Genomic DNA, 14,678 nt, shown 5'->3' on the forward strand with positions numbered 1-14,678 from the left:
GGTTCCGCGTCAGCTATGCCGGCGGTGTGACGATCAACTGGCCGAGCTCCTGGGTGCATCGGGTGAGCGCGACGTAGAGACCGTTCCAGCCGCGCGGTTCGGCGGCGATGCCCTGCGGGTCGACGAGGAGCGTCGCGTCCCACTCCAGTCCCTTGGACTGGGTCGCGGTGAGCACCGGCACGTCGCTCAGCACCGCCAGGAGCCCGCCGACGCGGCCGGTGGGGGCGATGACGCCGACAGTGCCGCCGTGCCATCGTTGCCGCAGCTGTCGCACCGCCTCGACGGCGGCGTCGGCCACCTCGGCGGGCGTGACGGTGCGCTCCCAGGGGGCGATGCCGGCGGAGCGCACCGCCCGTGGCGGGGCGTTGTGGCTGCCAGCTCTCCGCAGGACCGGCTCGGTGAGATCCATGACCTCACGCGGGGTCCGGTAGCAGATGGTCAGGGCCGCGGCGGTCCAGCGGTCCCCGAGAACGGCCCGCACCGCGTCTGCCCAACTGCTGTGCCGGTGTGCCGCCTCGGCCTGGTCGATGTCGCCGACCGCCGTGATGGAACGACTGGGACAGCGTCGCAGCACCATGTGCCACTGCATCTCGGACAGCTCCTGCGCCTCGTCGATGACGACGTGGCCGTACACCCAGCCGCGCTGCCGTCGGGCGCGGTCGGCGACGAACTCGCCCTGTGCTTGCGGGGCTTCCACCTCGCCCAGCAGGTCGGCGAGAGCGTCGAGCAGGGGAATGTCGCTCGATGCCCACGGGGCCGGCTCGGCCGCGACGGCGGTGCACTCCTCCCGGGACAGCTCCGGGGCGAACCGGGCCAGCAGGGTGCTGTCGGTCAGGAGATCACGCAGCAGGGTTTCGGCGTCGAGGGTGGGCCACCAGGCCTCGATGAACCGGGCGATGCTGGCGCTTCCCGCGATCCGCGACCGGAGATCGTCGACCTCCTCCTCGGAGAGCAGGCCGTCCACGTCGGTGCCGCTGGCGGCCCGGCCGGGGTGGCGGTCGCGCGCCAGGTCCCTGTCGAAGCGGGCGAGGATGTCCTCGAAACCCTCCTCCATCTCGTTCAACAGCGTCTCGCGCTGCTCGACGACGGCTTCGGCAAGAAGGTGGTGCAGCTGTTCGACGAACACCGCGCGGGCCCGGTGGTACGGGCGTCCCCGCACCGCCGAGGCGAGCGCCTGCGCCACCGTCGGGGCGGGGATGGCGTAGAACTCGCCCTCCCAGCGCAGCTTCAGCTCCCGGGGGCGGGGGAGCAGCGACGTCACGTAGTTTTCCAGGGCGGGTTGCCAGAGGGCGCGACCCTTGATCTCGGCGAGATGCCGGCTCTCGTCGCGGCCCACGCGAATCTCGGGCAGCAGAGTGTCGCAGGTCGCCGAGACCACCGCGGTCTCACCGAGGGCGGGCAGCACCTGGGCGATGTACTCGAGGAACCGTGGCGAGGGCCCGAGGACCAGGACCGCCTGGTCGGCCATCTCGCGGCGGGCGAACAGCAGGTAGGCGACGCGGTGCAGCGCGACAACTGTCTTGCCGGTGCCGGGACCACCCTGAACGATCAACGGGCCGGTCGCGTCGGCCCGGATGATGTCGTCCTGTTCGCGTTGCAGCGTCGAGATCGCCGTGGACATGCGGCCGGTGCGCCGCTGGTCGAGGGCGGCCAGGAGCGCGCCCTCACCGACCAGCTCCGCCGACACGGTTCCGTCCAGTGGCTCGTCGTCCACGCCGACGACGACCGATCCCGTCGTCCGGATGTGCCGACGCCGTGCCTGCCCCTGTGGATCGACAGCCGTCGCGGTGTAGAACGGCCGAGCCGCGGCGGCACGCCAGTCCACAAGCAGCGGCTCACCGTCCTCGCGGTCGTCACGAAGACCGATCCGGCCCACGTGTCGCACAGTGCCGTCGAGGCCGTCGAGACGGCCGAACACCAGCCCCTCCCGCGCGCGCCGTAACTCCTCGTACTGCTGGCGGAGCATGCGCTGCCGGGCGGCTTCCACCGCGTCCCGGGCGTCCGCCGAGAGTTCGGCCCGTAGGTGCTCGGCCAACCTGTCGCGCCGAGCCGTGGCCACGTCGAGGAACACCTGCTCCTCGGCGACCGCGGACCGGCGTGCGTCGTCCTCCCCGGCGGCGATCGACGGACCGCCCTCCGAAGTCGCCTCGCCCCTGTGGGCAGTGCCGTTGTACGGAGCAGAATCCCGGCGCATTCGCGAATCCCTGTATTGGTGGTCGGCTGGGCCCGGACGAGCCGCAGCGTATTTCCGGGGGCGAGCATAGAGCTGCTTTCTCCTCGTTTGCCAATGAACGTGTCGGCAGAGACGGGAATCTCAATGTCTTGCGGCTCCGGTTCGCTCGTGGCCCCATTCAATCCGTATTCGATTATTGACAGTTCGGGCTTTATCTGATCTGAGCGCGGACACCGCCAGGGCTGGGCCGGCGCCCCGTTTCAGGAAGGGCGGCCGACCTCTGGGGGGTGCGCCGATTGATCGATACGACTAACATCCCCGGAGTGATCGAGGAGTTGATCGAGAAGGCGGCCGTCGACGACGAGGAGGCCATCGAGGAGCTGTCCGCGATCGCGGACACGGACCCGGGGAGACTGACTCCGTACCTCGGAAACCTGCTCGATCGTGACGTGCTGTGGCCGGCGACGTTGTACCGGGCGGCGGAGGACGACGTGGTCCGCCGGGTCATCGAGCGGATCGACGGCGGCACGACCCCGGACGACCTCAACGGGCTCCTCGCCATCCTGGCGCACACCGCTCACCCGCTGGCCGAGAGCGCCATGCGTCGCTGGACGACGCAACCACCGGCCGGCGCGGAGGAATTGCATGTCAGCGCACTGCGCTACGCCGAAGAGGGCGGCTGGACGATTGGCCCGGACGGCAGCCGCAGGGATCTGTGCGGCGGCGTCGCGTACCGGTGGGTCATGCGGGAAACGCCGCGGCGAGCGGACGGCGACATCTGTGCGTGGTGTGCGTCGCCGTTGTGGATCGCCGCGGACCTCGACACCGCGGACCCGGCCGTCCGCGCCGCGCTGGCCCACACGGGCTGGTCCGGCCGTCTGATCATCGAAACCTGCCATTTCTGCTCCTGCTACACGACGCTGTACAGCCAGGTCACGCCGGCCGGCACCACCACGTGGTGGCCCGGCAACACCCGCCCGCCCTACCTCGGGTCCACCGAACCGGAGGACCCGCCGACGCTGGCGCCGGTCCCGGGCCCGGCCCGGCAGAGCCCCTACCAGGCCAGCGCGTGGGATCAGGGCGGTTCGACGTTGGGCGGCCGGCCCGACTGGATCCAGGACGCCGAGCACGCCGTCTGCCCCGGTTGCGCCCAGCCGATGGACTACGTGGGCCTGGTCGGCGGCGCGGACCTGGACGAATACGGCGAGGGCGCCTACTACCTGCACCTGCACCAGCCGTGCGGGTTCGCCGCCGTCAACTACCAGCAGAGCTGAGCCCCGTAAGCGCCTGCGGGTTCACGGCGGACGGTGGGGGCGTCGACCCGGCCGGCTGACGTCACGAGCGCACGATGTCGCGGTAGACGGCGAAGGCCGGCTTGGGCCGGTAGGTGTCCGTGACGAGGCCGAGAGTCCCGGTGGGTTCCGTGGAACTGCTGTCGGCGTCCCTGAGACTGAACAACTCGTAGTGGGTGATGTGCAGAGACTCCTGCTCGGAGAGGATGACACCGAGCATGTCCGACAGTGAGTCGCACTGTGCCTGCTCGGTGCGTGTGGGCCCGCTCGGCGTGCCGTTCTCCACGATGTGGATGGGCGTGCTGGGCGGGATGTGCGCGCGTGGCAGCGACCCGCCCCGCAAGTGGTGCAGGGCGTGGGTGGTGAGGGACGCGGTGTCTCCCGGGTTGCCCCGCGGGGCCACGGGCGCGAAGGCGTCGGGGTACAGGCCCAGGCCGACGTAGTCGACGTGGGCCGCGAAGTCCTCGCGCGGGACCGAGGACAGGTACGACCAGAATCGATCGTCGCCGCCCAACCATTCCGGTGGTTCGGCGACGGAGAAGCCGACCCGCACGTGCTGGAGACCTCGCCGGTCCAGTGCGGCGCGTGCGTGCGGGATGCCGACCACCAGGGCTTCGAGCACGCCGGGTGAGCTTCCGTCGATGAGCGGGATGGGGAAGTTCGGCTCGAGCGTCACCTGGAGGTAGCGCGTCAGGTGACCGTAGCGGTCGATGACGGCGTCCAGGAAGACCAGCCATCCGGAGAGGTCAGCGGCCCGGGGAAGGTAACTGACCACGAGGTCCAGCTCGCGGTTTCCCTCGACGTACCACCCGTCGGGCATCGTGAGGTGCGCGAGTTCGTGTTCGGCGCCGAGCGAGGTGACGACGTCCGGCGGTGCGGTGTCGCCGAAGAAGTGGACATACTCGCGGATGACGAAGGGGCGACCGCCCGAGACGTCGTCGACGAGGTGGCGGATCGCGGCGATATCGGGTGGGTGGGAGCAGACAGTGCCGGCCCGCCCGCCCGGATAGATACCGAACTTCACGCTTCTACGCTCCCCTGTTCGTCGGTCTGCCGGGTCGGCCAGCCGATCTCGTGTGACCGGATCCGCCGCACCAGGGTCCTGATCCAGGTGGCTTCGGTGGCGACGATGGTGCGCCAGTAGGCCACTTCGAGCATGTGCACTTCGAGTACGTCACCGTCGGGCAGCGCCGAAAGGGCGGCCAGTTCCTGGTCGAGCCGGTCGGCGCGACAGTCCAGGATGCCCGCCGCCTGGTCGATCGGAAGAACACCGACGTAGGCGACCGCCATGACGAAGTCCACAGACGCGGCCGGGGACTCGCGCACCCCGGCCTCGACCCTGTGGCGGAAGTCGGCGAGGCCCACGGCAGTCAACGCGTAGGCCGTACGTGGTGGCCGGTTGCCTATCCGCTCGGGCCGCCTGGAGGAGACCATGCCTGCCTTCTCGAGCGCCTTCAGCAGGGACGTGACAGTGCTGCGGGTGACCGAGAGGTGTCCGTACCGCTCGCGTAGTCGTGTCGTGATGTCGTAGCCATGCGCTGGTTGCTCGACGAGGAGTCCGAGGATCGGCAACACCAGGCTGTTCCGTGACGCGTTCAGGGGCACCCAGGCAACCTATAGGCGTATACGTCTAACGGCAACATCAAGCGGGCAGGTGACCGGAGGCTGGGACCGTTCCCGCCGAGGTCCGTACCCATCTCAAGATCTCCGCCCGGTCACCAACAGCCATGGGCAGAACGCCCAGCAGGCAGCCCATCGGGGTTCCGACGGGTGACCGCCGCTCGAACGGGCTCGGCGCTGCGATACTCTCCAGGCGCCCACGCCGGGGTCGAGCAATCCGCGTCCGGCGGCTGTCGCTGGTCGACAGGGCGCCCCAGATCCAGGGAGATACCGATGCCGGAGCCTGAGCCCGTTCACGACGACCACGAGGCGGATGCCGACACCACGGCCGAAACCACTGCCGAGGCCGAGGCTGACCAGCCTGCCGCTCCCGCGAATCGGGCTGCTCGACGCGCGAAGGGCAAGGTCGCCTCGCCCCAACCGCATGGGAAGGGTCAGCATTTCGGCGGCCGGGGTGGCTCGGTCCAGGGCCCGCGGCAGTGGGGTAACCGACGAAGCGGCTGATCCGCTCGTGACGCGACCACCCACCGCGTACGGCTGCGTGCGCTACTCCTCGTAGTCGAACGCGAAGGTGCCCGCCTCGATGCGGTCGATGAGGTGGCCGACATCGTCGGCCTGCCGGATCGCGGTGTCCCACCCGCTGCTGGAGATGTCGACAAGCAACACCGGCACCGGGTCACCGCGCAGGTCGAGCACGAGCTGCTCCCGGGAGCCGTCACCGCCGATGATCGCGATGCCGGGGTGCGCGTCGGTGGCGGAGCCCCATGCCTCGTGCGCCTTGAGCATCTCGCGGGGCGAATTGAGCCAGACGTGTGCCCCGCTTGTCATCCAGCCTCGCCGGAACCACGACTCACCTTGCAGGTAGCTGCGCCAGGCGGCGGGCAGTGCTCGGCCCACGGCCTCGTCGGCCTCGGAGAACTCCCTGTCACTGACCGGGCCACGGTAGTCGGCCTCCGCGATGATCGCGCCGACGAGGTGAGCGTTGAACTCCTCAAGCTCCTCGGCGGGGATCCAATATTCCAGAACGTCGCGGCCACCAGCCTGCTGAACCTCGTAACGGTCCAGGTACGAACGCTGAACCTCGAACCGGGTCACGTGGCCGACGCCCTCGGCCGGGACGTTCCACTCGCGGGCGATCTTCGTGGCGTACCAGCGATTGAGCACGGTATAGAAGATCGGCTGATCGGGCAGGCGCGGTGGCCACGCCCGCCACCCGGACGCCGCCACGAGGTCGAGCTCGGCCTGCCCGGTGGGTCGCCACAGGGTGATCGTGTCGGGGTTGTCGATGGTCGGCTCCTCACCGGTCGTGGTTGTCGCCACGGGCCTGCGCTGCCGCCGAGCAGGCGAGGGCCTGGTCGTGCCGCCGTTGCCAACTGGGCGGTTCACCGCTGATCAGATCAGATGCCGAACACGTAGCAGCCGCGCAGGATGCTGACGTCGTCGTCCGACTCCGGCCAGGCGATCACCGGCTGACCCTGGACGTGCGGGTCGGTGGGCCATCCGGTCCACACCGGGTCGATGCTCAGCTCGGCCGCGACCTGCGGCGCCCCGCATTCGATGACGAAGTCCCACAGGTAGTCGGTGTCGAGTCGTTCCGGTGGCCCGCCGAGGCCGAGGCGGGCCAGGGTGCGCTGTTCGACAGGCAGGGGCTCACCCGTCGACGTCTCCGGCTTGTTACTGCTGTAGCGGCGAACGATCCGCCCGCGTGAGCCGACCAGCCATGCGTCGCCGTCGCCCTGGCTGCCGTAGAAGTAGGCCTGTGCGTCGCCGTGGCGGGAACTCAGCTCTTGGACCCACCCCTCAACCTGAGGTTCGTCGTCGGGATCGCAACTCGGGCCGTAGACCACTGTCCACCCGTTGAGCAACGGTGAGATGAGGACGTGCCGCCACGTACGCGAATCGTCGGGCCCGCCGTGGCCGAGGTGGGCGACGAGCGTCTCGCCCAACTCGTACGTGGTGGGCGCGGACCGGGCCAACCCGAGCACCCGCATGATGTCCTGCTGGTCACCGCCGCGGACGGTCAGCCACGCGTTGAAGCAGCCATCGATCGAGTGCGGCCGGTCAGTGGGGCGCTTGATCTCGATGAGCCGCCGCAGCACGGCACTGTCGGCGGGGTCGAGCGCCTGCTCGCCGCCGAGGTGCAGCAGAGCGAGCAGCGCGGCCCGCCGAGCCCGTGCGGGGCCGTCGCGGCGGATCGCGCGCAGCTCCGGCAGCAGAGAGGCGTCCAGGCCGCCGAAGCCCTTGTCGGCCGCGTCGATCACCAGGTCCACGAGATTCACGTCGGAGACGTTAACCCCGGGGTGTGACGGGAGGTCTCGTCCGTCGGTGTCGAACGCGCCGCCCGTGTCGCCTGGCCGATCTCCTCGTCGCGGGCCCGCTGCTCGCGAGCGTGGAGTTGCCGGTAGTGGTCGAGGAGGTGGCGCTGCCCGCTGTGCTCGGCGGCGGCGATGGCGGCGTCGAGCACGCCGTCCATCCAGAGCCGGGACACGCCGCGCATCTGCCGGGCACCTTCGTCCAGGAGGTGCTGGGCGAGATCGGGGTTCGGTGCCAGCGGGACGAGCAGGAAGTGCTCCCTGACGAAGTAGCGCCACAGCCCCGCGTCCTTCCAGAAGGGTCGGTCGGCATGGCGTCGCCGCAGTCACGCAGCGCCTGTCGCGCCTCGGCGAAGTGGCCCGCCGTGCGGTGCAACCGGATCAGGGTGAGCAGGGCGCTGGCCTTGCCGAAGCCGGCTCCGCTGACGGCGACCGCCTCGGCCTGTACGTCGATCGCCTCGTCCAGGAAGCCCAGGTGGGCCAGGCCGAATTGCAGGCTGTTCAGCGTCTGCCCGGTGCGGGGCTCGGTGGCGGCCCAGTGCAGCAGGAAACGGCGCGCTGCCTCGCGGTCACCCAGCAGCGCGGCGTGGTCGGCCCAGTCGCGCGGGGTCTCCTCGTCCGGGTGGTCCGGAAACCGGGTGCGCTGCGCCGCCAACCAGTCGTCGACCGCGTCGTCGGTGAAGTGTGGCGTGCCGTCGTGGTTGCGGGCGGCAGTTATCTCGTGCACGATCCGGTCGCGGTCGGGGTGGGCGCTGGCCCGCACGGCGGCGACGGTGGCGGCGACTCCCGCGGTGAGCAGGTGGTGGGTGCGATAGCCCAGGGCCGTGTCGAAGGTGACCTGTTTCGCCTGCCAGTGCAACCACACGTCCGCGCGTTGGCGGTGTTCGGCGACAAGCAACCCGGCGAGTTCCAGGCCCCGCCCCAGCCCGAGGGGTGCCGTCTCGCGGTAGCGCCGGGTCTCCTGGTCGAGCAGGAACCGCAGCAGTGGCAGGTCGTCCGGACGCCTGTCGTACTGAGCTGCCCACAGGACACCGAACCGGGCGGCGCGGTTGCGGTCGACGAGTTGGCCATCGCCGGTGGACTCCGGCACGAAGGCGAGTTGTGCCCACGTCGACGTGCCGCGCCGGGCCGCGGCCAGGTCTCGTCGGGGAGTCCGCAACAGTCGGGCTCGATCATCCTGCACCGGCCCAGTCTCTCGCGCCCGGCCCACCGGGACCAGCGGGGAGCCCGGTATTCGGTAAGCAGCGGATGTCAACGATCGAACGCACGGTGTCGTCGCGATCGCTGATCGTGTCACCATCTGTGGGCAGGCGTGCGGCGCTGACCCCTCGGAGGTTCGATTGGCAGACACCCGGCGGATCGACGAGTTGCAGAACAACGCCCGATCCCTGCTGCTCTTCCGGGCCATCGCGGTGGCCCACACTTACACGCAACGCGCCCAGGCGGCCAGTCTGCTCATGTCCCTTGTCGTCGCGAGCCTGGGCGTCGTGGCCAAAGTGGCACAACCCGCGCTACAGCCCGCTGCCTCGATCGTCGGTGCGCTCTGGGCCGGCGTCTACGCGGTCGTCCTGGCCCCCCAGATCGGTCGTCACCTGCACATCAGCGCGACGTTGCAGGAGATGCTGGACACTGATCTGTTCGGTTTGCCGTGGAACGCGGTTCTGGTCGGTGAGCGGCTGTCCGAGGAGGAGCTGAGCCGCCTCAGCCGGCGCTTCCGCGGCGACGACGCGCGCCTGCGGGACTACTACCTGGTCGCGAGCGTCGCCGCCCCGTACGACGTGCTCTTCTGTCTCGAGCAGAACCTGGCGTGGGGTTCGCGGGTCCGGCGACGCTTCGCCGCCGGCCTGCTCGCTGTCGTCGCGGTCTGGTGCGCGGTGGGCGTCGCCGTGGGCCTGCTGACCGAGAGTACGGTCGCGAGCCTGGTCAGTGTGTGGTTCGTACCATCGTTGGGTCTGCTGTTGGCCTGTTCCGACATGGCCCGCGCGCAGATCCTGACCACCCAGGACCGCACCCGCGTGCTCGGCCTGGTGCGCGCGGAGATGGAGTCGTCTCGCGCGACAGCTGATGAGCAGGCGTTCGTGGCGTTCGCCCGGCAGGTGCAGGATGTGTTGTTCGCCGCCCGCCGGCAGCAGCCGCGGATGCCACAGTGGTTCTTCCGCCTCTTCCACGACGACGATCTGGCCGACTTCCGCTACAAGATGCACGTGCTTGAGCAGCGGGTGGGCGTCACCTCCTAGCGTCGGCCGCTCTGCGGTGTCGAGCTGTCGTGGCGGGACCACCCGGCCGGCGGGGAGGAGCTGCTGCCCTTCACGGTCCGGGACGTCGCCGCCCAGGACGGCCTGCTGTTCGTTGCCGGCGGTGGTGGCTTCCTGACCCTCGCCCTGCGTGTGTCGGCGGGAAAGGGACGGTGAGCCGGCAGCTCACGCGGGTGTCCGGACGGCGACGTCACGCCATCTCGGCGCGGGCGGCGGTCTCGGTGCGCTACCCGCCCGCCTCGGTCAGTAGGGGTAACCGGGGACGTTGAGCCGCACGCCGTAGAGGCTGGAGTCGTTGCGAGGGCCCGAGGTGATGTAGAGGGTCTGCCGGTCGGCGCCACCGAAGGCCACGTTCGTCGTGCCGGTGTTGGCGGGCCGGATCGTGCCGAGCTGGGTGCCGGTGGGGGAGTAGACGTGGACCAGGGAGTCGAAACCCGACGTCCAGTACACGTTGCCGGCGCAGTCGATCGTCCCGCCGTCCGGACCGCCGATGTAGTTCACGAAGACACTGCGGGCGCCGATGCTGCCGTCGGGCTGGACGGCGTACTTGTAGATCTTGTTCTCGCCGTACGCGCCCACGTACAGGGCGCTCCCGTCGGGCGAGAGCGAGATGCCGTTGGGCTGGCGCAGCCGGTCGTCCACAAGCGCCACCTGACCGCCGGAGACGCGGAAGACGCTGGTACGTCCGTTCATCTGGTCCGGGCGGTTGCCGCGCTGGAAGTTGGGGTCGGTGAAGTAGACGACGCCGTCGGAGCGGACCGCGACGTCGTTGGGCGAGTTGAACGCGCGGCCCTGGTAGTTCGCGGCGACGGTGCTGCGGGCCCGGTCACCCAGTCGGTACGCGGAAACGCTGCGCTGGTCGTGGGTGGCCGCGACGATCTGCTGGCCGTCGGCGCTGAGGGCCAGGCCGTTGCTGCCGGCGTTGGCGATGAACGTGTCGAAGGTCGCCGGTGGGGTGAACCGGCGGATCGTGGACGGCTGGACGTTGTACGGGCCGGTGCCGGGGGCCATGTCGGACATCAGCAGGTAGCCGCCGTCGGCGACCCAGACCGGCCCTTCGAGGAACGAGAACCCGCCCTGGATCTTCGTGGCCGACACGGAGCTGGCTGGCAGCGGCGGACCGTAGCCGACCCCCGACGGGCAGACCCCGGGCGGTGCACCGGGCGGACCGGCGAGCGCGGAGTGAGCGCTAACATGAGCGGTGTCGACGGCTGTCGAGGGTGCCGCGGCGGCACCGGTGGCGAACGGTGCGGCGGTGGCCGCGAGGCACAGCCCGGCCAGTGCGGCAATTGTTGGACGCCAGGTCATCGAATACTCCAATCGACGCCGGCCGTCGCGGGGCCGGCGGTAGGAGGTCGCGGCGGCCGGCACGGAGCGGGTGCGGTCCGTCGATCTGTCACCAGGCAGCCTAGGTGACGAACGAAGGAGTCGCATCGGTTTCGCGCCGGTTAATTCGCCCAAGATTACAAAGACGCTGGTCAATGGGTAAAGCGTACGTAAAATGTTTTCCTGGTCGTACCCCGGTCGAGATCGTTTGAACCGCCCCGGACCGTGGGTACGCTCCCACCCGCTGATCCCCCGATCGACGGAGACCTATCGTGATCATGGCCTTGCTGCTCGACCTCGCCAACATCGTCGGTGGCTTCCTGCTCGCCGTCGCGGTGCTGCGCCTGCTGCCCCGCGTCGGCGACGACCTCGGCCGCCTCGCCGGTCGGGCCGCCCCGATCGCGTGGGTGGTCGGCCTCGTGGCGCTGGTGACAGGCGGTTACTACCTCATCGTCCACCTGGTGTCCGGGCCCCGGGTGTTCCACTTCGAGGTGGTGGGGATCGGCGTCGGTCTCGCCCTGCTGTGGGACCGGCTGACCGGGCGGCCGGCGCCACGCGACGAGCCGGCGACCGGAGCGACAGGGGTCCGCCTGTTGCTCGCGATCTTCGGTCTCATCGCGATCGTCGTCGGCATCCAGGGGCTCTTCACCCCGGACGGCTGACTCTGCGGTGCCAGCCCGGTCGGCGGTCTGGTCTGCTGTCTCTTCCCGGCACCGCCGTCGATGGGATCAGCCCGCGTCGTCGGTCGTGGCCTCTCCGGTGGGTGGCCGCTGGGAGGGTCGGCGGAACGCCTCCTCCCGGGCCTGCTGGCCCCGATCGGTCGACCGTGCCGCGGGCTGCGACGGCATCCGGGGCGACTCGCCGCTCTCGGTGACCAGGCGCTCGGTCTCCTGCACCAGATAGTGCGGTCGGCGCTTGGTCTCGTAGTAGATCCGGCCGATGTACTCCCCGATCACGCCCAGGATGGTCATCTGGATGCCGCCGAGCCCGATCACGCTGACGATGATCGTGGTGTAACCGGGGACGTCGATGCCCTTCTCGATGGCGTCCGCGACCACCCAGGCCATGTAGACAAGTGCGATGAGGGTGAGGAACATGCCGCCGTAGATCGCCAGACGCAGGGGGCGGTTGTTGAACGACAGCAGGCCGTCGAACGCGTAGTTGAACAGCTTGCCGAACGTCCACCTGCTGCGACCCGTCTGCCGGGCCTCGTTGCGGTGCGCCACCACCACGGTGCGGAAGCCGATCCAGGAGAACAGCCCCTTGGAGAACCTGTTGTATTCCGGCATCGCGAGGATGGCGTCCACCGCGAGGCGGGACAGCAGCCGGAAGTCACCTGCCCCGTCCTGTAGGCGCACGTCGATCCACCAGTTGATCATGCGGTAGAAGGACCGTGAGGCGACCATGCGCACGAACCGGTCACCACGCCGGTCCCGGCGGGCGATCACCTGGTCGAAGCCCTGCCGGTACAGCGCCACCATCTCGGGCAGCAACCGTGGCGGGTGTTGCAGGTCGGCGTCCATGATGACGACCGCGTCGCCGGTGGCCCGTTGCAGGCCGGCGAGCATCGCCGCCTCCTTGCCGAAGTTGCGGCTCAGCGACGTGTAGCAGACCGCCGGGTCGGCGGCGGCGAGCCGACGCAGCGCCTCGAGGGTGCCGTCCTCGCTGCCGTCGTCGACGTACACCACCTCGACATCCAGGTCCGACAGGTCGGCGAGCGTGGCCGTGACGGTCTCGTGCAACCGCTCCACCGACGATTCCTCGTTGAAGCAGGGCACCACGATGGACAAGCGCATCCTGCTCACCCCGCCCGACCCGGACCCGGGCACCCGCCGACGGCGCCGGCGGCGCGTGCCCGCTCAGAGGCGGTAGAGCAGCGTGCCATCGAGATCCTCCCGGGTGATGCCCAGCCCGTCGATGGGGCGGGCCGCGATGCCGTCCCACGGCGTCCCCGCGGTGCGGTCCGGCAGGGCGACGACCGACCGTACGCCGATCCCCCGCAGGTACGCCACGCTGCCCTGGTCGGGGAACGATGCCACAGCCGCCCGGGTCTGTGCCTGGCTGACCGGCTCGAACCCGGCCAGCCCGTTGGTCACCCGGGGGAACCCGTCGGTCGTCCACAACATGTACGTCAGATCGCCCACACCGCCGGCGGGCAGCACCAGGATCGGGTCTTGCGCGGCACCCATCGCGGCCGGTGGCGGGGTCACTGTCGGGTGGGGTGTCCGGTTGACGCCCTCCAGGGTGACCAGGGACAGCGGCACCAGCAGGACCAGCGGCATGAGGACTCGCGTCCACCGGCGGGCCGAGGTCTGGCTCGACGACTCGGCCAGCGCCGTCACCGCTCCGGCGGCCAGCAACGCCAGCAACAGGCTGGTCCAGTGCATCATCCGGCCCGGTGTGCGCAGCGCGTCCCAGCCCGGCAGGAGCGTGGACAGCGTCAGATAGCCCGGATCGCCGTCGCCGCCAAGCGTCGAGCCCAGGCCCAGCAGCACAGTGCCGAGCACGCCGAGGCCCAGCGCGAGCCGGTGCCGGCCCGCGTACACCGAGACGAACAGGCCCGCCGCGGCCAGAGCGATCACCGTCAGCCCCGGCAGCAGCGCCATCTCGGGCGGCCAGGACAGCTGCTCGCGTGCGGCGGCGTGCCGCTCACCCCACAACCACGAATCCGCTGGTGCGGTCACGAACCCGATCAGCGGAGGGGAGAACATCCTGGTCCACTCCAGCCCCCGCTCGGCCTGCGGATTGATGTCGACAACGCGCAGGTAGACCAGGCCCAGCAGGAGCGTCACCGCACCGAACGCGGCCCCGCCGGCCAGATCCGTGAGCAGCAACCGCCGACCGAACGGCGGGCGTTCCCGCTTGCGCCACCAGGACCACCCGTAGCAGCCCGCCGCCACCAGCACCGCGGCCAGCAGGAAATACACGAGTGGCAGCCCGATGCCGAAACCCAGCGTGACCTGCCAGGCGGCGACCAGCCACCCGGCCAACGCCCAACCGGGCCGTCGTCGCTCCGGCCGGTAACCGTGGCGTAGCGACCAGCCGTGACCGCGGGCCAGCATCGCCAGGGACAGCGCGATCCCCCCGCTGGACAGGATGTTGAGATGACCGGCGTGGGCCAACCGCCAGGGCGCGAACGCCCACGCGATCCCGGCGACCGCGCCGCCCCACCGGTTCGCGCCGAGCTGCCGCGCCAGCACGTACGCCCCGAAGGCCGCCAGCGCGTGCAGCAGCACGTACAGCACGTTGTATCGGATCAGGGCGGCCTCGAAGCCGGAGCCGATCATCCCGACCGGGGCGTACCCGAGCAGGGTGTCGCTGTAGGCGTAGGTGTACTTCTCGGGGAAGAACGTGTTCGAGTCCCAGAGGCCGGCCGGGTCGCTCAGGAGAGCATGCCCGGCCCAGGCGACCTGCCACGCCTGCAACGTCGGGTCGCCGATGTCGTTGGGGATCGTGCTCGCCGGATGCCGCATCGTCGGCCAGGTCAGCAGCACCGACAGCAGCAGGCTGCCCAGCGCGGCCAGGATCCATTCGGGGCGGGCCCAGCGCCACCGATCCCATCCGGTCGGCGTCCGGTCGTCGGACGTCTGATCGGGGATCGCGTTCTCGGCGGTTGGTGCGGCGCCGGTGGACCGGGTATTCACGGGATAGATCCTCTCCGATGCTGAGGACCTTGTCCATCAGCTGTCCGCGGCGTGGC

General features: G+C 70.1%; 11 protein-coding genes and 1 pseudogene. 3 read left to right on the plus strand and 9 right to left on the minus strand.

What is annotated here, in order from left to right; genetic code table 11:
• Positions 1–13 precede the first annotated feature (13 nt).
• Positions 14–2,194, minus strand: a complete 2,181-nt coding sequence (locus AB0A95_RS13670; RefSeq protein WP_357556001.1) for a UvrD-helicase domain-containing protein — start codon at positions 2,192–2,194, stop codon at positions 14–16.
• A gap of 275 nt (positions 2,195–2,469) precedes the next feature.
• Here AB0A95_RS13670 and AB0A95_RS13675 point away from each other — a divergent pair, with 275 nt between their 5' ends.
• Positions 2,470–3,447, plus strand: a complete 978-nt coding sequence (locus AB0A95_RS13675; protein WP_357556002.1) for a hypothetical protein — start codon at positions 2,470–2,472, stop codon at positions 3,445–3,447.
• Positions 3,448–3,508: 61 nt separating this feature from the next.
• Here AB0A95_RS13675 and AB0A95_RS13680 read toward each other — a convergent pair whose 3' ends face one another.
• The 5 genes and pseudogenes from AB0A95_RS13680 to AB0A95_RS13700 form a co-directional block, all read right to left on the minus strand.
• Entirely contained in the window at positions 3,509–4,489 is a 981-nt protein-coding gene (locus AB0A95_RS13680) for a hypothetical protein (protein WP_357556003.1), read from the minus strand.
• Complete coding sequence (locus AB0A95_RS13685) at positions 4,486–5,070, minus strand: PadR family transcriptional regulator (protein WP_357556004.1); 585 nt, start codon at positions 5,068–5,070, stop codon at positions 4,486–4,488. The genes AB0A95_RS13680 and AB0A95_RS13685 overlap by 4 nt, the downstream gene beginning before the upstream one ends.
• A 975-nt stretch (positions 5,071–6,045) precedes the next feature.
• Positions 6,046–6,372, minus strand: a pseudogene (locus AB0A95_RS13690) (ADP-ribosylation/crystallin J1); the annotation flags it as partial.
• 110 nt (positions 6,373–6,482) lie between these two features.
• Entirely contained in the window at positions 6,483–7,364 is an 882-nt protein-coding gene (locus tag AB0A95_RS13695) for a hypothetical protein (protein WP_357556005.1), read from the minus strand.
• A 10-nt stretch (positions 7,365–7,374) separates the two neighbouring features.
• Positions 7,375–8,580 carry a hypothetical protein gene (locus AB0A95_RS13700; RefSeq protein WP_357556006.1) on the minus strand — a complete coding sequence of 402 codons (1,206 nt, stop codon included), beginning with the start codon at positions 8,578–8,580 and terminating at the stop codon, positions 7,375–7,377.
• Positions 8,581–8,737: 157 nt separating this feature from the next.
• On the opposite strand from AB0A95_RS13700, the gene AB0A95_RS13705 reads away from it, so the two are divergent.
• Complete coding sequence (locus tag AB0A95_RS13705; protein WP_357556007.1) at positions 8,738–9,634, plus strand: S-4TM family putative pore-forming effector; 897 nt, start codon at positions 8,738–8,740, stop codon at positions 9,632–9,634.
• 261 nt (positions 9,635–9,895) lie between these two features.
• Here the strand turns inward: AB0A95_RS13705 and AB0A95_RS13710 are convergent, their stop codons facing one another.
• Positions 9,896–10,960: an SMP-30/gluconolactonase/LRE family protein gene (locus AB0A95_RS13710; protein ID WP_357556008.1), complete on the minus strand. Its 1,065-nt coding sequence runs from the start codon at positions 10,958–10,960 to the stop codon at positions 9,896–9,898.
• A gap of 296 nt (positions 10,961–11,256) precedes the next feature.
• Between AB0A95_RS13710 and AB0A95_RS13715 the strand changes: the two genes are divergently transcribed.
• The gene (locus tag AB0A95_RS13715; protein WP_357556034.1) at positions 11,257–11,640 is read left to right on the plus strand and encodes a hypothetical protein; all 384 of its coding nucleotides are present in this window, start codon (positions 11,257–11,259) and stop codon (positions 11,638–11,640) included.
• Positions 11,641–11,706: 66 nt separating this feature from the next.
• Here the strand turns inward: AB0A95_RS13715 and AB0A95_RS13720 are convergent, their stop codons facing one another.
• Both AB0A95_RS13720 and AB0A95_RS13725 read right to left on the minus strand, forming a co-directional pair.
• Positions 11,707–12,783 (minus strand): glycosyltransferase family 2 protein, encoded by a 1,077-nt coding sequence (locus AB0A95_RS13720; protein ID WP_357556009.1) that lies wholly within the window; start codon positions 12,781–12,783, stop codon positions 11,707–11,709.
• Between the two features lie 54 nt (positions 12,784–12,837).
• Positions 12,838–14,577: a hypothetical protein gene (locus AB0A95_RS13725; protein WP_357556035.1), complete on the minus strand. Its 1,740-nt coding sequence runs from the start codon at positions 14,575–14,577 to the stop codon at positions 12,838–12,840.
• Positions 14,578–14,678: the final 101 nt, after the last annotated feature.

The sequence above is a fragment of the Micromonospora sp. NPDC049230 genome (assembly GCF_040647875.1).
Lineage (GTDB): Bacteria > Actinomycetota > Actinomycetes > Mycobacteriales > Micromonosporaceae > Micromonospora.